Origin of the sequence: Streptomyces sp. NPDC050743 (assembly GCF_044456925.1) — a bacterium.
Taxonomy (GTDB): Bacteria; Actinomycetota; Actinomycetes; order Streptomycetales; family Streptomycetaceae; genus Streptomyces.
The window spans coordinates 203,296-217,574 of record NZ_JBITGJ010000008.1 but is presented as its reverse complement, the minus strand read 5'-3'; the positions used below and the strand labels follow the sequence as shown (position 1 = coordinate 217,574).

Below are 14,279 nucleotides of genomic sequence, written 5' to 3'. Positions count from 1 at the left end.
GACGTAGGCCAGCCATACACAGAGGCCAGCTATGGGGTGAGCCGGTTCGGTCCGCGGAAGAGGAAGGTGGCCTCGCGGATCGACTCCAGTCCGAGCAAGACCATCAGCACGCGTCCGAGGCCCATGCCCAGGCCGCCGTGCGGTGGGCACCCGTACCGGAACGCGTTCAGGTAGTCCTGCATCGGCTCCGGGCTCAGGCCCTTCTCCGCGGCTTGCTTCAGTAGGACGTCGTAGCGGTGCTCGCGCTGGGCGCCGGTGGTGATCTCCAGGCCCTTCCACAACAGGTCGAAGCTCAGCGTCACACCCGGGTTGTCAGCCGGGCGCATGTGGTAGAAGGGCCGGATGCTCACTGGGTAATGCGTGATGAACACGAATTCGTGGCCGGTGGCCTGCTGGATGTGGGCGCTGATGCTCCGCTCGCCCTCCGGGTCCAGGTCCTTCTTGATTCCTTCCGGGTCCCAGCCGCCCTTGCGCAGGATGTCGTGCGCCTCGCCCATGGTGATGCGGGGGAAGGGCGTCGTGGGGATGGTGATCTCCACGCCGAACTGCTCACGGACGGCCTCGCCGTGGGCGTCGGCGACTTTGGCGATGGCGTGGGGGAGCATCCGCTCCTCGAACGCCATGACGTCCTCGACGCCGTCGATCCAGGCCAGCTCGACGTCGACGCCGGTGAACTCGGTGGCGTGCCGGGAGGTGAACGACGGCTCGGCGCGGAAGACGGGGCCGATCTCGAAGACCTTCTCGATGCCGGCCGAGATCGCCATCTGCTTGTAGAACTGAGGCGACTGGGCGAGATAGGCGCTGCGGTCGAAGTAACCGAGTTCGAAGACCTCCGCGCCGGACTCCGAGGCGGTGCCCATGAGCTTGGGGGTGTGCATCTCCGTGGCGCCCTGCGCGTAGGCGTACTCGCGCATCCCCTGCTCCAGGGTGGTCTGCACGGCGAACATCAGCTGAGCGGCGGGACGGCGGCGTACGTCCAGGAACCGCCAGTCCAGGCGGTGCTCCAGGCCCGTGTGCTCGTCGATGGGCAGCGGTGTCGCGGCGCGGTTCAGCACCTCGACCCGCTCCGGGATGATCTCCAGGCTGTGGAGCTTCACGATCGGGTTCTCTGCGACGCGGCCGGTGATCCGCACGGCGGACTCCGGCGTGAGCTGCTGCAGGGCGGCCTCAATGTCGTCGCCTGCGCCGCCGCGCCGGTGGGTGACCTGCACCATGCCCGTGTGGTCGCGTACGACGACGAACTGGACCTTACTGAGCAGGCGCAGAGTGTGCGCCCAGCCCGATACGGAAACGGTTCGACCCAGGTGCTCGCGCAGGTCAGATACCAGTACACGATCGGTCGTATGGATCATCGCAGCCCTCCAGGGCGTCATGGTGATCCCTTGGGGGCGCGGGCGAGAAGGGGACTCGCGGTTCCACCACGCCTTCACCACCACTCGACAGCGGCGGCCTCATTCGTGGCCGGTAACGCGGCCAGCCGGCGGGGCATTGGACCACATGGCCGTTCCTCCCCGCACTCAGGAGGGTCTTCACTCTGGGGCGCGAGGCTGCCTTCCCAGCTGCCAGCAGCTCTCTCGGCTCGCGTGATCCCTGGCTACTCGTCTCCGTCAACGCGTTGCCCGGAAGAATAAGTACGCGGCGATCGGGTCCGCAATCGAGAAACGCTTCAGCGGCTCCAGCAGCGTCCAGGCTTCCCCTTTGCGCACGGCCGCGGATGCCCAAGACGTCCTCGCCGTTGCTGCCATATCCTCCCCAGGTGGCAACGACCAAGGTTGACTGGGCGTACGAACTGGCTGGTGAGCTGCTGAGTAGCAGCCTCCCGCGCAGGTGGGCACACTCGCAGGGCGTTGCCGCTTGCGCCCAGACGCTGGCGCCGCTGGCCGGTAACAGCGCCGAGGTGCTGGAAGCGGCTGCGGTGCTGCATGACATCGGCTACGCGCGCCCGCTCGTCTCTACGGGATTCCATCCGCTGGACGGAGCACGGTATCTCCGGGACGTGCACGGGGCGGAGGGACGGGTTGTCCGCCTGGTCGCGAACCACTCGTATGCGCTGCTCGAAGCCGAGGAGCGTGGCCTCCGGACTGATCTGGTCGACGAGTTCCCCCTCCTGGATGATCCGCTCCTTGTGGACGCGCTGGTCTACTGCGACATGACCACGACGCCGGACGGCCGACGGACGACGCCCCATGAGCGGCTGCAGGAGATCTTGGGCCGCTACGGCGAGGACAGCGTGGTCGGGCGTTTCATCCGCCGGGCCGCCCCGCACATCCACGCGAGTGTGGATCGGGTGCGGGCGGCTGCGGTCGAGGCCGGCGTAGAGCTGTAAGTCCGAGCGGTCAGCCGAGGTAGGGGTAAGCCCCGGTCAGGTAGTGGCCGATCTGCTCGTGCATGCTCGGGTGGATGTCGAGCTTGTCCAGGTCGTCCGGGTGAACCCAGCGCACGCCGTCGGCCTCGTCATTGACGGTGGGCTTGCCTCCTACGGGGCGGCCGATGTACACGGCCTCGTACTGCTGCCGGATCTCGCCGTCGGTGTACTCGATGATGTGCTCCGGGTTGGAGTAGACGCCGAGGAAGCCGGTGACCTCCGCGACGATGCCGGTCTCCTCCTCGCACTCGCGGACGGCGCACTGCGCCGGGCTCTCGCCGATGTCCTGGGCTCCTCCGGGCAGGGCCCACTGGCCGGTGTCGCGGCGCCGCTGGAGAAGGATGGCGCCTTCGTCGTTGACCACAAGCAGGTTGCTGGCGGGGATAAGGGTGTTGGCCTTGGGGGCCTTGGGGTCGTGGTAGTACTCGGTCCTGCCCACGGCAGTGCTACTCCTGTCTGTCGGGCGCCCAGGGGCGCGCGGATGCCCACACGGCCTCGAAGCTGTCGCCGTACCGCTGGAACCACTCCCCGCCGTCTATGTCGCGGAGCTGGAGTAGCGGGTTGGCGCTGGCCGGCTGGCCCCAGATGTGCGGGTTGACCATGAGGTGGTCGTCGTATCGGAAGATCGAGTTGTAGAGCGTCGTGTCGTGAAGGCGCACCTCACAGCCTGGGTAGCCGACGAGGTCGCGGTAGTACGTGAGGGACGCCCTGATCTTGGCCGCGAGCGTGTCTCCGATGCCCTCCTCCCTGCCCCTGACACGGACTGCCTCCCCGTCCGGATCGCCAAAGCACAGCCGAACACGAACGCCAGCCTGCGCCCTTTCCTGGAGCATCCTCGCGATGTGCGGGTTCGTTTGCGCGAAGAAGGTCCCAGAAAAGACGAGCACGTCAACCTGCTTCATGGCGCCCAGAAGCAGGGAGAGCCACACATCGCGAGGGACACTCGCCCGATTGGGGTAGGTGTCGACGAGCTCCGAGCGGGACGACCCAAGCCGCGGAGGCCCCTGACCGTTGTCCGGCCACAGATACGTCTCGTCGACCCGCAACAGGTTCGCGACCGTCCAACGGTGCCGGCGGTGGGGAACCCGGCCACCGACCCACCGGCTCGCGGTCTTGGGGTCCACGGAGCAGGCTTCCGCCAACTCCTCCACGGTCAGGCCGCGTTGCACAAGCGCAGAACGCAGTCGCTCATTCACTCAGGCAAGCCAACCGGACCGTGACAGCAGGCCGCAAGTGCGATGAGCCCGCCGGATGCGGTTGTGGCCAGAACTGTTCGTATGCCTACGCTGGCCTGGTGCCACTGATCGTGCTCTGGGACATCGACCACACCCTCATCGAGAACTCCGGCGTCAGCAAAGAGATTTACGCCGCCGCCTTCGAAGGCGTCGCTGGCCGTGCCGCAACCCGTCCGGCACGCACCGAGGGCCGGACCGACCGACTGATCCTCGCGGGGATGTTCCGGGACCACGGTATGGAGCCACCGGAGTGGGCGTTGATCCAGCCCGCCCTGGTGGCCGCTGGCGCGGCACGGGAGGCCGATCTCTCCCGTCGCGGCCGTGCGCTTCCCGGTGCCCGAAAGGCCCTTGCCGCGGTGGCGGCCGAGCCCGGCATGATCTCATCGGTCCTCACCGGAAACGTCCAGGCGAACGCCCGGGTCAAACTCAGGGCCTTCGGGCTGGACGAACTGGTCGATATCGAGTGCGGGGCGTACGGAGCGGACGCGACGGACCGAGCGGATTTGGTCGACGTCGCACGGCGCCGTGTCCGCGCCGTCTACGGCACCCCGGCCGAGACGCCTGTAGTCCTCATTGGCGATACCCCCCGTGACGTTCAGGCCGCCCTCGACTCCGGCGCGCACGTGATTGCCGTGGCCTCTGGCGTCCACAGCGCAGACGAGTTGAAGGAGGCCGGAGCGAGCATCGTGCTTGCCGACCTCACGGACGTCGCCGCCCTGATGCGTCACCTGCGGGCGCTGGCTCACGCCGTCTGCTGAAAAACGTCCCGGGACGTCCTGCAAAAGTCCCTGCGCGTGGTTCGCCGTCCTGCCGTACGACGGCACGCTCTTCAGAGCCGTCGGCGGAGCGTCCCCCGCGTTCCGCCGACGTGCCATCCCCCCCTCCCGCCTCATGGATGGAGCACACGCGTGACAGCTTTAGTCGGCGGACAGGCGGGCGTGACGTCCACACTCGCGGACGTAGAGCAGCTCGCCCGGCGGTACCGGGTGCCGGTCGAGGACGCCCTGCTCATCGCGATCAATCTCCACGGTATCGACGGTGAAGCCCCACATCACCGCGCCCGCTTGCAGGTTCGGCTGGACAGCGCACGTTCGGTGCCCTGGCAGCTCATCGTCCCGCTCAACGCGGCGGAGTCCCCCTTCCACCTGCTGGAGGACGGACAATTGCTGCTGGGTCAATCTCGGGTCGGCGTTGTGGAGCGTGTCGATGCCGATGAGGCGGTTGGTGGCTACTTCCGTGACGGCGGCACCGCATTGACGCTCAACCCGAATGCCCGGAGTCGCTGCGTTGGTTGTGCCTTCTGTCCCAACACGCTTGAGGCCGCGGCAGACCCGCGATTGTCGGAGGAACGGGACCTCCGGGAACTCCTCGCCGCGCTGTGCGAGCAGCACCCGCGGCGGGACCTGACGGAAGTTCGAGAGGTCACTGTCTCCACCGGATGCTTTGAGCGGGAGCCTGCGGCCGTCGACCATCTACGGGCCTTGCGTTCCGTGCTCGTCGAGTATGGCGTCGAAGCCCGCCTTGGCTTCCTCACCTCAGTGCTGCTCTCCAGGCAGGCGTTCGACGACCTTGCCGATGTGGGCCCCTTCGTGCTCCGGCTCACTGCTGAATGCTTCACCCGACGGGATCTCCTGCTGAAGGCCAGCAAGGCGGTGCTGACGACCACCTTGATGCCGGAGGTCCTGAGGCGGGCGGTTGCTGCCGGTCACGGCACGTCGTTCACGTACATCGCGGGCCTGGACGACCTCGACGCGCTCCGCACCGGTGTCGAGGCCCTCGCACCCTACGTGACCGAGTTCCCCAACTTCCAGGTCTACCAGGCCCACAACCGGATCATGGCCGGCCTGCGTGCCTCGGGGGCCCAGGAGCTCGAGTACTACCTCCTCGCCCGCACCGAGATAGAGAAGATCATGAAGCCCTCCGGCCTGCGACCTGCGGCATGGGAATGCTATCGGCCCCTTTGGTACTTCACCTTCGCTGACGAGACCCTGGTCGGCGCGTGATGGAGGCCAACGCCGTTCTGGCCGACGCACTGTGGAGAGCCATCTGTTACTCCTCGGTGTGCCAACTCCACCTCCAGGACAACGTGCTGCTCAGCCAGCCGCTGACCGCCGAACACGTGAAGAAGCGCCCGTCCGGCCACTGGGGAACCGTGCCGGGCACCGCCTGGGCCTTGACCCACCTGGCGCTCGCTGCCGGAGCTCTCGATGGGGAAGTCGGCCTCGTACCGCTGCTCGGAGCCGGGCACGCCGGCGTCGTCCAGCTCTCAGCATCCTGGGTGACGGGCGAGCTCGGCAGGCTGCGCCCCGATTTCGGCGCAGACGCCGACGGGCTGCGGCGACTCTCCTGTTCGTTCCCCGGCGTGGACGGATTGGGAGCCGAAGTGATTCCGGCGCTCCCGGCCGGCGCATTCCTCGGCGGACGGCTCGGCGGCTGCCTGCCCTTCGCCCAAGGGGCCGCCCTGGGCGCTCCCGGCAGAATCGTCGTGCCTGTGATCGGCGACGGCGAGTGCGAGACCCCGACCACCGCAGCCGCCTGGCTCGCGCACGGCGACCTCACTGGGGCCACCGTCCTTCCCGTAGTGCACGTGAACGGCTTCCGCATGGGCGGTCCGTCACTGCTCGGACGGCTGGACGACGACCGCCTTCGCGCGTACTTCGCCGGCCTCGGCTGGAAAGCCGAGATCGTCCACATCACCACGGGATCACAGGCTGAGCACGCCGCCTTTCACGCCGCCCTATGGGACGCCATGGAGTCCACCTTGGAAGACCGTCCTACAGCTCTCGTCCTGCGCTGCATCAAGGGATGGACCGGCCCTGTCGCCCTCGGCAGCCAGACGCTCCTCGGCACGCCCGCCCTGCACAAGACTCCCCTCACAAACCCGCAGGCCGACGCAGAACAACTGGCGCAGCTCGATGACTGGCTGGCCTCCTACCGGCCTTCACAGCTTTTCGACACGTACGGACGCAGCCGAGGGCCGCTCGCGGAGGCCGTCGCCCAGGTTCGCTGGTGCTCCCTTCCCTCCGCACGATCATCGACTCCGTCTGCCCCGTGTGAGGCCAATGCGGTCTCGTTCGCAAGCGCGGTTACTGGGATCGTCCGGCAGCATGCCGAACAAGGGGACTTCCTGCTTCTCAGTCCCGACGAACTGGCCTCCAACCGTCTCCCCGGTCTCGCGGGTGAGCAATGGGCTCACGAACTGCTGGCGGAGGAGGTGCTGTTGGAGTGGCTCGCCGGCTGGACCGCCAGCGGGCGACGGGGCCTGCTCGTGTCGTACGAAAGCTTCGCTCCTCTGCTCACGAGCGGCCTTGTGGGGCACATCAAGCAGCGACGCCTCGACGGCGCTCGGGGCCTCCCCAGCCTGAATCTCCTTCTGACCTCCTACGGCTGGCACAACGTCCACACGCACGGCGACCCGTCCCTCGCCACCGCCCTACTGGCCCTCGGCGCCCCCGGAGTGCGGGTGCTGACGCCGACGGACCCGGCGCGGACGGCGGCGGTCCTGGACGAGGCGCTCGACTCGGTGGACCGAGTCAACCTGGTCATCACGGGCAAGCACACCCGCACTCGCCATCCGGAGGGTTATCTGGCCGAGGAGCAAAGCCGTGGTCTCGCGGTGTGGTCGCACCTCAGCGATGATGACGAGCCCGACCTGACGATCGTGACAGCAGGAGACATCCCCGCTGTCGTAGCCACGGAAGCCGTCGACCGCATTCGTGACCGTTACCGGTGCCGGGTCCGAGTCGTCAATCTGCTGGACCTTACAGTCCTCGGTGCTCCAAGCGTCTGGCCACGGGGCCTGAACGGCCGCGAGGTCGAACACTACCTCGGCGCTCATGCGCCCGTTCTCGTCCTCACTCTCGGGCATCCGGCGGCTGTGTGGGGCCTATTGGCGGGAAGGCTCCGCCGCCCTGTCGACGTCATCGGCTGGCAGGAGCCCGCCGGCCCGCTGCCGCAGCGCGATCTCGCTCGCACCATGGGCATGGACGTGGCGGGCGTCGAGCGGGCTGCCGACCTCCTCCTGGCCTCCCGGGAGGTGGTCCGATGACCTCGTGGACCATCCAGGACCTCCACGTGGTCCAGACGAGGCAGCCCGCGGCAGCCGGTGACGACACCTTCTTCATCGCGGTCCGCGCTGGGAACGCGGTCGGCTGGTACGGCCCAGTCGGGGAACGCGTAGGACGCTACGTGAACGACGTACTTGCCCCCGAGACGAAGGACGCGCTGGTCACCGACCACGTTCGCCTGCTCGACGAACTGCGGACCGCGGCCCGCAGGCAGCCGTCCGAGGCAGCCTCGTGGGCTGTCGGCACGGTCGACTGCGCCGTCTGGGACCTCCACGGCCGACTCGCCGAGTGCACCGTGGCCGAACTCCTCACGACCGCAGCCCCGCAGCCACTCATCCCGGCGTATGCCTCCTGGCTCACCCAGGACCTCAGCAGTATCAACAGCCCGAACGTGCTGACCGGCGTCATGGCCGGCGGCTGGAACTTCACCAAGTGGGGACTGCGCCGCGACCCGGCCTACCCGCCCGCAGAAGCCGCCGTACGCATGGCCCAAGCAGTTGAACGCTGCTCTCACGCTCTCGGCACGCCGCTCGCCGTCGACGCGGTCGGCACCTGGACACCTGCACTTGCTCTTGCCTTCGCGCAGGCCGCCGACCCCGCCTGCCTCCGGTGGCTGGAGGACCCGCTCCCGCATCATGACGCCGACACCTATGAACTCCTCGCGGCGACCGCGCTGCCGCTCGCAGTCGGCGAACGCGCTCACTGCGACGAGGACCCGGCCGGGCTGATCCAGTACATACGCCCCAGCGCCCTCACCCTCGATGCCGTCGGATGCGGCGGCCTGACCCGAGCGGCACAGATCATCCCAGTCGCTCAGGCCCAGGGTCTCCCCGTATACCCACACGGCCGCTCGCTCCTGCCCGGCCTCCACCTCGCCGCCGCCTACCCCGACGCCGTCCCGGCCGTCGAATACCGGCTGCGATGGGAGCCCGGCCGTCAACGCCTCTACGAGATGCCGCTCCGCCCCGAGAACGGCCATATCCGCTTGCCAGCCACCCCTGGTCTCGGCACCACGCCAAGGAGCACAGCATGCCCAGTGCCCCACTGAACGTTCCCGTCGAAGGCACGGTCGCCCACAGCCCGGAAGGGCCCTTGCTCCGCCTGTCGCGACGACTCGACGGCCACGACACCTTCCTCACCGGAAGCCTCGACATCGCGGACTCGTCCGTCCCGGTGCGCATCCTGACTCTGGACGACGTCACCGTCCTGCGGCCCACGAACGGCATTCCGGCATCGGTTGACGGCGAGCGTTGGCACGGCCGACTCCACCTGCCGCACGGATTGCGCCCCCGCAGCGTCCCACCGGACCTCAACGCCGCCGCCGATCAGGAAAGTCGGTCACTCGACGCGCTCGACGAAGCGGAGCTGCGGTACGTCCTCACGTTCCTCTCCGAAGCCACCACCCCGGACATCCGGCAGGCCCGTATCGAAGCCGTCGTCTCCGCGCTCCCGGCCACCACGGGGAGGGCCCAGTGACGTCACGGCCTGAACTGCTGGTCTCGGTGGACGTGGGGGGCACCCTGGGCATGGCCGATGGCCCCGGCCTGACGATGCGGCTGGTCGAGGCGTCACCGCTTCCTCCCACGCGTACCCGCGAGATCCTTCGGTCCAGCCTCCACACCCGCCCGGCTCTGACCGACTCGTTGGTGCACGAGGTCTGCGAAGCCATCCAGGTGCCGGCGGAGACTTTCCCACGCGATGTGCCGCCGGCCCCATTCAGCCTCTATCCCGGTACCGCCGATGCCCTGCGCCGGATCAGTGCCGTAGCGACCGTCGTCACCCTTTCCAACGTGACCTGCGTCGACGCCGACACCGACGGAATGCGCAGGCTCCTCTCCCCGTGGGTGAGCGACTTCTTCCCGTCCTGCCGCATCGGCTACACCAAGCCCGACCGCCGCGCCTTCCAGGCCGTGACCGACCACTTCGGCGCGGACCCAAGTGGCCTGATCCACGTCGGTGACGACTGGACGTGCGACATCGTGGGTGCCATAGAAGCAGGGGCGCGTGCCGTGTGGATCTCGCGCGGAAGGCAGGTCCCCGACGAGTCCCTGCTCGTTGACCACGGTGTGCTTGTCGCCGACGACTTGGCGGCAGCCACCGCCCACATCCAGCACCTCGCACCACGGAGCGCGACATGAGCCTGTTCACCGGAACCGCCAGCTACTACCGCCAGTTCCGCCCCGGTATTCCCGAAGACGTCGCCGAGGCCCTGGACCAGGCCGCTCCGACCCGGACCGGCGGTCCGCGACGTCTGCTCGACGTCGGCACCGGCACCGGACTGGTCGCCGAGGCGCTGCTCGGCCGCTTCGACGACATCATCGCTATCGACAACGACGCCGACATGCTCGCCGCGGCGGAGTCGGCGCTGCGCCCGAAGCTCCCTGAGGGCACGCGCCTGTCGCTCGTGGACAGCACCGCCGAGGACTTCGTGCCGCCCGCCGACTGGAAGGCCGACCTGGTCACGATCTGCCGCGCGTTCCACTGGCTCGACCAGGCAGCCGTCCTGTCCCGCCTGGACGACCAGGTCGCACCCGATGGTGTCGTGGCCATCTTCGGCGACAGCAGCTTCTGGACCGCGACCAGCCCCTGGAAGGACGCCGTCCGGGACGTCATCAAGTCGTTCCTCGGCGAGGAACGCCGCGCCGGCTCCGGCACCTTCCAGCACCACAACCGCCCCTACAGCGAGATCATGGAGGAGTCGCCCTTCGACCAGGTCGAGGAGGCACGGATCCCTGTCCACCGCACCTGGACCACCGAGAGCATCCTCGGCTACCTCTACTCCACCTCCTTCGCCGCGCCCCACCTCTTCGGCAACCGGCTGCCCGAATTCGAGACCGCGGTCAAGGAGCGGCTCACGGACTTCAGCAAGGACGACACCTTCCCGGAGGAGAACGAGTTCCTGATCCGGTTCGGGCGGCGGAGCAGGAGGTGACGACCCCCAGCAACAGACGGGCGTTCGCCGCGCTCACCGCCCCTCGTGTGGCGGCCGAGCTCGGCGAGCGGTCCGTCCTCTGCCTGCCGCTCGGATCGGTCGAACAACACGGTCCTCACCTGCCGTTGGACACCGACACCGTTATCGCCGAGCAATTCGCGCACCGCCTGGCCACATACGTGGCGGGCCGACACGACCTCTGGGTAGGGCCGGCCGTCCCCTACGGCCTCTCGCCCGAACACGCTCGCACGCCAGGGACCATCACCCTGGACCTCCACCTGTACGCGACGCTGATCATCACGCTCGTCACCGAGTACATCCGGTCCACGCGTGTCCAGTCCCTGCTCCTCATCAACGGCCACGGCGGCAATCGCGGCGTCCTGGAGGCGGTCGTCAACCAGCTCCGTCACTCCCACGGCGTTACCACCTGCGTACTGCACCCCGCGGCACTCGCCGCCGGCCGCGTTCCGATCGACAGCGAGTTGCCCGAGGTACACGCCGGAATGCTGGAGACCGCCCTCATGCTCGCCCTCGACCCGGACCGGGTCCGACTGGACCTCCTGCCCAGCGGGGCCGTCCCCGACCCCGGCCAGCGCCAGGCAGTCGGACGCCTCGTATTGGACCGCGGCCTCACCTGGCCCTGGGCGTCCGACGACCCCGCTCTCTCCACCGGGGGCGTCATCGGCGGGGACCCCCGCAAAGCCACCCCAGAGCTGGGTCAGAAGCTCCTCACCGCGGCTCTCGACGGGAGCGCGTACGCCCTGAACCGCATCGACACGGACTCGTCCCGTGGGACACAGAAGACCTTACGGAGGCACCATGCCCCTCACACCTGAGGAAAAGGACACCTTCAAACGGGACGGCGCGCTCGTACGCCGCGGCCTGGTCGCCCCCGAACTGGTCGGTCGCGCCACATCATTGATAGAGGCTTGGTACCGCGACCGCCTGAAGGCCGACGACATCCCCGCGTACAGCCAGCGCACCTTCGCCCCCGAACTCGGGAGCCACCCCGACATCCTCGCACTGTACGGGGAGACGGACACAGCCGAACTCGCCACCGACCTCCTCGGGGACACCCTCCCCGTCACAACCGCCCAGATCCAGATCCGCGTACCCGAGTCGGAGTTCCCCGATGTGCAGCCGGAGAAGCCGATGCACGTGGACGGGGTCTCCTGCCCTCACCTCGATCCGCGAGAACTGCGCACCTTCTCGCTCCTCGTCGGAGTCCTCCTGTCCGACGTGAGCAGCGCACAGGGCGGCGCGCTGCACTACCAGCCGGGCGGTCACCACACCATGGCGGACTGGTTCCGGACTCAGTGGTCGCTCGGCATGACGGAGCAGGTGCCCCCGGAGGTCGACCAGGAGCGGGGTGTGGCGCTACTCGGTGCCCCCGGCGACGTCCTGCTCATGCACCATCTCGTCCCGCACTCGGTGGGACGGAACCTCACCCTTTTCCCCAGGGTTATGGCCTACTTCCGCGTCTCCCACCCGGACCACCCTCGCCGCCGCCTCGAAGCCCTGCGCGACCCGTGGCTCGACTATCCGTCTCTCACCGCGGCTCCTCAGCCCACAGTCGACAAGGAGTAGCCCATGCGTGTCATCGGTCCCGAAGACCTCGAAGCCGCAGCACAGGCGATCGAAGGCGGAGGACTCGTCGTCGTCCCGACCCGGCGCTGGTACATGGTCTGCGCCGACGCGAGCAACGCGCGGGCGTGCGACGACATCGTCACGGGCAAGCGGCGCCCGAGCGGTAAGCCCCTTGCCTACGTAGCCGCCTCAACCGCCTCCTGCGAGGAACGCTTCATCCTCAGCCCGGAGGCCAGGCGACTCGCGGCAGCCTTCTGGCCCGGCGATCTCGCGCTGCTGCTGCCGTGGAAGAACGCGGAAGACGCCGCCCAGCATGCGGCCGTCGGATCACCTGCCCTGGTCACGGTCGCCCCCGGCATCCTCGGGGACCTCGCGTCGGCGGTGAAAATCCCGCTCGCGGCCACCACAGCGAACATTTCCGGAGACGCCGGTCCGGACGACCCGGGCCCGGCCATCACCATCAACCAGGTCCACGCCTTCCTGGCCGCCTCCGGCCTGGAGCCCGACGTCATCGTCAACGGCGGAGTGTGCCCGGCGGCGAACCATATGACCATCGTTGACTGCTTTACCCCCGAGGCCAGGCTGGTGCGCACAGGACTCGTCCACCAGCGGGCCATCTCGGCGGCGCTCGGCACCGAGATCCGGACCGCCTGACGACCTCGCCTCCGGCTGCTGAGCAGGCAGGAGGTGGCTACCGGAGCGAACATGATGCCTACGACTGGAGGCCAGCCATCTCTTGACATGCGCCCGGCAAGAGATGACGACGCGCTGAGACGGGTCCTGGAAGACGCCTCAATGGGGCGATGGGAGGGTCCGCGGGACTTGCTGGCCTCAACCGGTGCCGACTGGGATCGCAGGATCTTCCGCCTGCAGGTTCTCGCCGAAGTCCTGCAGCGGCCCATCCCAGGCGTCCGGGTTCGTCACCAGCGCGGCGATCTCCGGCGCCGGGCTCTCGCCCGGCAGCAGGATCAGGTCCTCGTGGGTCGTCGGGTCCTTCACGTACACGGCCGCGATCAGTCGGCGCACCTGCATCAGAGCACCTTCGCCACGATGTGCGCGTCCGGGGTGTGCATGATCGGCATGCCGACCGCGGCAGCCTTGGTCCAGATCTGGACCGGGTCATCCTGAACGCCGCGGGTGATTATCAGGCCCGGTGCGTCCTCCCGGATGATCTCCGGGTTCGTACCACGGGACAGCACCAGGGCCTCCGCCGTGACCCCGTACATCGTCTGCGACCACTTCTCCCGCTCCGGCGGCACCAGAATCCACAGGTCCTCGGGCAGCACCTTGCGGGGCTTGCCGTCCACCCGCACCTGCGCCTTGTAGAACTGGATCGGCGGCAGGTTGTAGTTGCCGCGCACCACGTTGATCTGCTGCGGCGTGAGCGTGGCCGTCGGCGTGGTCGACGGGTTCACGCTGCCGTAGTACGCGGCTCTGTAGGCGTTGTTCGCCGCCAGGTAGCTGAACGCCTTCCGGCTGGTGATCACAAGCTCCGGCTCCGGTGCGCCGATGTCGTCCAGGTGCTGGATCCACCGCAGCTCGTCCGCGATCGGGTCGGAGGCCGGGTCCGACCACGGCCTCGCGGCGACCGGCATGTCCTCGGCGGGAACGTTCCAGTCCACCTCGAGCGTCAGCCCATTCTCCTGGACCAGCGAGAACTTCCCGTCCGCGAGCACGTCGCCGGCCGCCAGCTCCAGCCGTGAGCGGATCGCCTCCACGTGCCGCTCCACGTCGTCGTACAACAGCTCGACCAGCCGGTCCTGATCCGAGCCGTGCGACGCCTCCAGCAAGATCTGCTCCTGCTCGGAGACGACGAGCTTCTGCCCCAGCGCGGGCAGCGCACCCTCGCGGGACGTCTGCCACGCCTCACGGGTCGCGAACGGCACCGACGCGTTGAACGCCCGGTACTTGGCGACGTTGACGTACCGGCCGGAGTCCTTCGTACGCCACTTCACCTCCCGCATCTCCACCGTCGGGAAAATCGTCTGGGTGAGGAGGAAGTCCTTCGGGGACGGGATCGCCCTGGCGAACGCCGTCAGGTCCATGACGGAGACGTCCTTGAGCAGGTCCTGAATCGTCACAGCTCACACCCC

The 14,279-nt window shown here is 68.3% G+C and carries 16 protein-coding genes; 11 read left to right on the top strand and 5 right to left on the bottom strand.

Translation table 11 applies throughout. The annotated features are described in order from the left end of the window. Positions 1 to 29: 29 nt before the first annotated feature. Positions 30 to 1,352 (bottom strand): aspartate--tRNA(Asn) ligase, encoded by a 1,323-nt coding sequence (aspS, locus tag ACIBJF_RS12290; protein WP_399173616.1) that lies wholly within the window; start codon positions 1,350 to 1,352, stop codon positions 30 to 32. A gap of 404 nt (positions 1,353 to 1,756) precedes the next feature. On the opposite strand from aspS, the gene ACIBJF_RS12285 reads away from it, so the two are divergent. Further along, a complete protein-coding gene (locus ACIBJF_RS12285) occupies positions 1,757 to 2,326 on the top strand; it encodes an HD domain-containing protein (RefSeq protein WP_399173615.1) in 570 nt (189 codons plus the stop codon). Positions 2,327 to 2,336: 10 nt separating this feature from the next. On the opposite strand, the gene ACIBJF_RS12280 is transcribed toward ACIBJF_RS12285, so the two are convergent. Together ACIBJF_RS12280 and ACIBJF_RS12275 are read right to left on the bottom strand one after the other, a co-directional pair. Beyond that, entirely contained in the window at positions 2,337 to 2,804 is a 468-nt protein-coding gene (locus ACIBJF_RS12280; protein WP_399173614.1) for an NUDIX hydrolase, read from the bottom strand. A gap of 7 nt (positions 2,805 to 2,811) precedes the next feature. After that, positions 2,812 to 3,561 (bottom strand): XRE family transcriptional regulator, encoded by a 750-nt coding sequence (locus tag ACIBJF_RS12275; RefSeq protein WP_399173612.1) that lies wholly within the window; start codon positions 3,559 to 3,561, stop codon positions 2,812 to 2,814. A gap of 98 nt (positions 3,562 to 3,659) precedes the next feature. Between ACIBJF_RS12275 and ACIBJF_RS12270 the strand changes: the two genes are divergently transcribed. From ACIBJF_RS12270 to ACIBJF_RS12225, 10 genes are all read left to right on the top strand, one after another. Further along, entirely contained in the window at positions 3,660 to 4,358 is a 699-nt protein-coding gene (locus ACIBJF_RS12270; RefSeq protein WP_399173611.1) for an HAD family hydrolase, read from the top strand. A gap of 150 nt (positions 4,359 to 4,508) precedes the next feature. Further along, positions 4,509 to 5,603 carry a hypothetical protein gene (locus tag ACIBJF_RS12265; protein ID WP_399173610.1) on the top strand — a complete coding sequence of 365 codons (1,095 nt, stop codon included), beginning with the start codon at positions 4,509 to 4,511 and terminating at the stop codon, positions 5,601 to 5,603. After that, on the top strand, positions 5,603 to 7,648 hold the full coding sequence (locus tag ACIBJF_RS12260) for a hypothetical protein (RefSeq protein WP_399173628.1): 2,046 nt from the start codon (positions 5,603 to 5,605) through the stop codon (positions 7,646 to 7,648). The genes ACIBJF_RS12265 and ACIBJF_RS12260 overlap by 1 nt, the downstream gene beginning before the upstream one ends. Beyond that, complete coding sequence (locus tag ACIBJF_RS12255; RefSeq protein WP_399173609.1) at positions 7,645 to 8,715, top strand: enolase C-terminal domain-like protein; 1,071 nt, start codon at positions 7,645 to 7,647, stop codon at positions 8,713 to 8,715. The genes ACIBJF_RS12260 and ACIBJF_RS12255 overlap by 4 nt, the downstream gene beginning before the upstream one ends. After that, entirely contained in the window at positions 8,697 to 9,143 is a 447-nt protein-coding gene (locus ACIBJF_RS12250; protein WP_399173608.1) for a hypothetical protein, read from the top strand. Before ACIBJF_RS12255 ends, ACIBJF_RS12250 begins: the two co-directional genes overlap by 19 nt. Beyond that, positions 9,140 to 9,805, top strand: coding sequence for an HAD family hydrolase (locus tag ACIBJF_RS12245; protein ID WP_399173607.1), 666 nt, complete (start codon positions 9,140 to 9,142; stop codon positions 9,803 to 9,805). The genes ACIBJF_RS12250 and ACIBJF_RS12245 overlap by 4 nt, the downstream gene beginning before the upstream one ends. Continuing rightward, the gene (locus ACIBJF_RS12240; protein WP_399173605.1) at positions 9,802 to 10,599 is read left to right on the top strand and encodes a methyltransferase domain-containing protein; all 798 of its coding nucleotides are present in this window, start codon (positions 9,802 to 9,804) and stop codon (positions 10,597 to 10,599) included. The genes ACIBJF_RS12245 and ACIBJF_RS12240 overlap by 4 nt, the downstream gene beginning before the upstream one ends. Beyond that, entirely contained in the window at positions 10,596 to 11,435 is an 840-nt protein-coding gene (locus ACIBJF_RS12235; RefSeq protein WP_399173604.1) for a creatininase family protein, read from the top strand. The genes ACIBJF_RS12240 and ACIBJF_RS12235 overlap by 4 nt, the downstream gene beginning before the upstream one ends. Further along, positions 11,419 to 12,186 carry a phytanoyl-CoA dioxygenase family protein gene (locus ACIBJF_RS12230; RefSeq protein WP_399173603.1) on the top strand — a complete coding sequence of 256 codons (768 nt, stop codon included), beginning with the start codon at positions 11,419 to 11,421 and terminating at the stop codon, positions 12,184 to 12,186. The genes ACIBJF_RS12235 and ACIBJF_RS12230 overlap by 17 nt, the downstream gene beginning before the upstream one ends. A gap of 3 nt (positions 12,187 to 12,189) precedes the next feature. After that, positions 12,190 to 12,840 (top strand): L-threonylcarbamoyladenylate synthase, encoded by a 651-nt coding sequence (locus ACIBJF_RS12225; protein WP_399173602.1) that lies wholly within the window; start codon positions 12,190 to 12,192, stop codon positions 12,838 to 12,840. A gap of 177 nt (positions 12,841 to 13,017) precedes the next feature. Here the strand turns inward: ACIBJF_RS12225 and ACIBJF_RS12220 are convergent, their stop codons facing one another. Then, positions 13,018 to 13,218: a hypothetical protein gene (locus tag ACIBJF_RS12220; RefSeq protein ID WP_399173601.1), complete on the bottom strand. Its 201-nt coding sequence runs from the start codon at positions 13,216 to 13,218 to the stop codon at positions 13,018 to 13,020. Beyond that, entirely contained in the window at positions 13,218 to 14,267 is a 1,050-nt protein-coding gene (locus ACIBJF_RS12215) for a major capsid protein (RefSeq protein WP_399173599.1), read from the bottom strand. The genes ACIBJF_RS12220 and ACIBJF_RS12215 overlap by 1 nt, the downstream gene beginning before the upstream one ends. Positions 14,268 to 14,279: the final 12 nt, after the last annotated feature.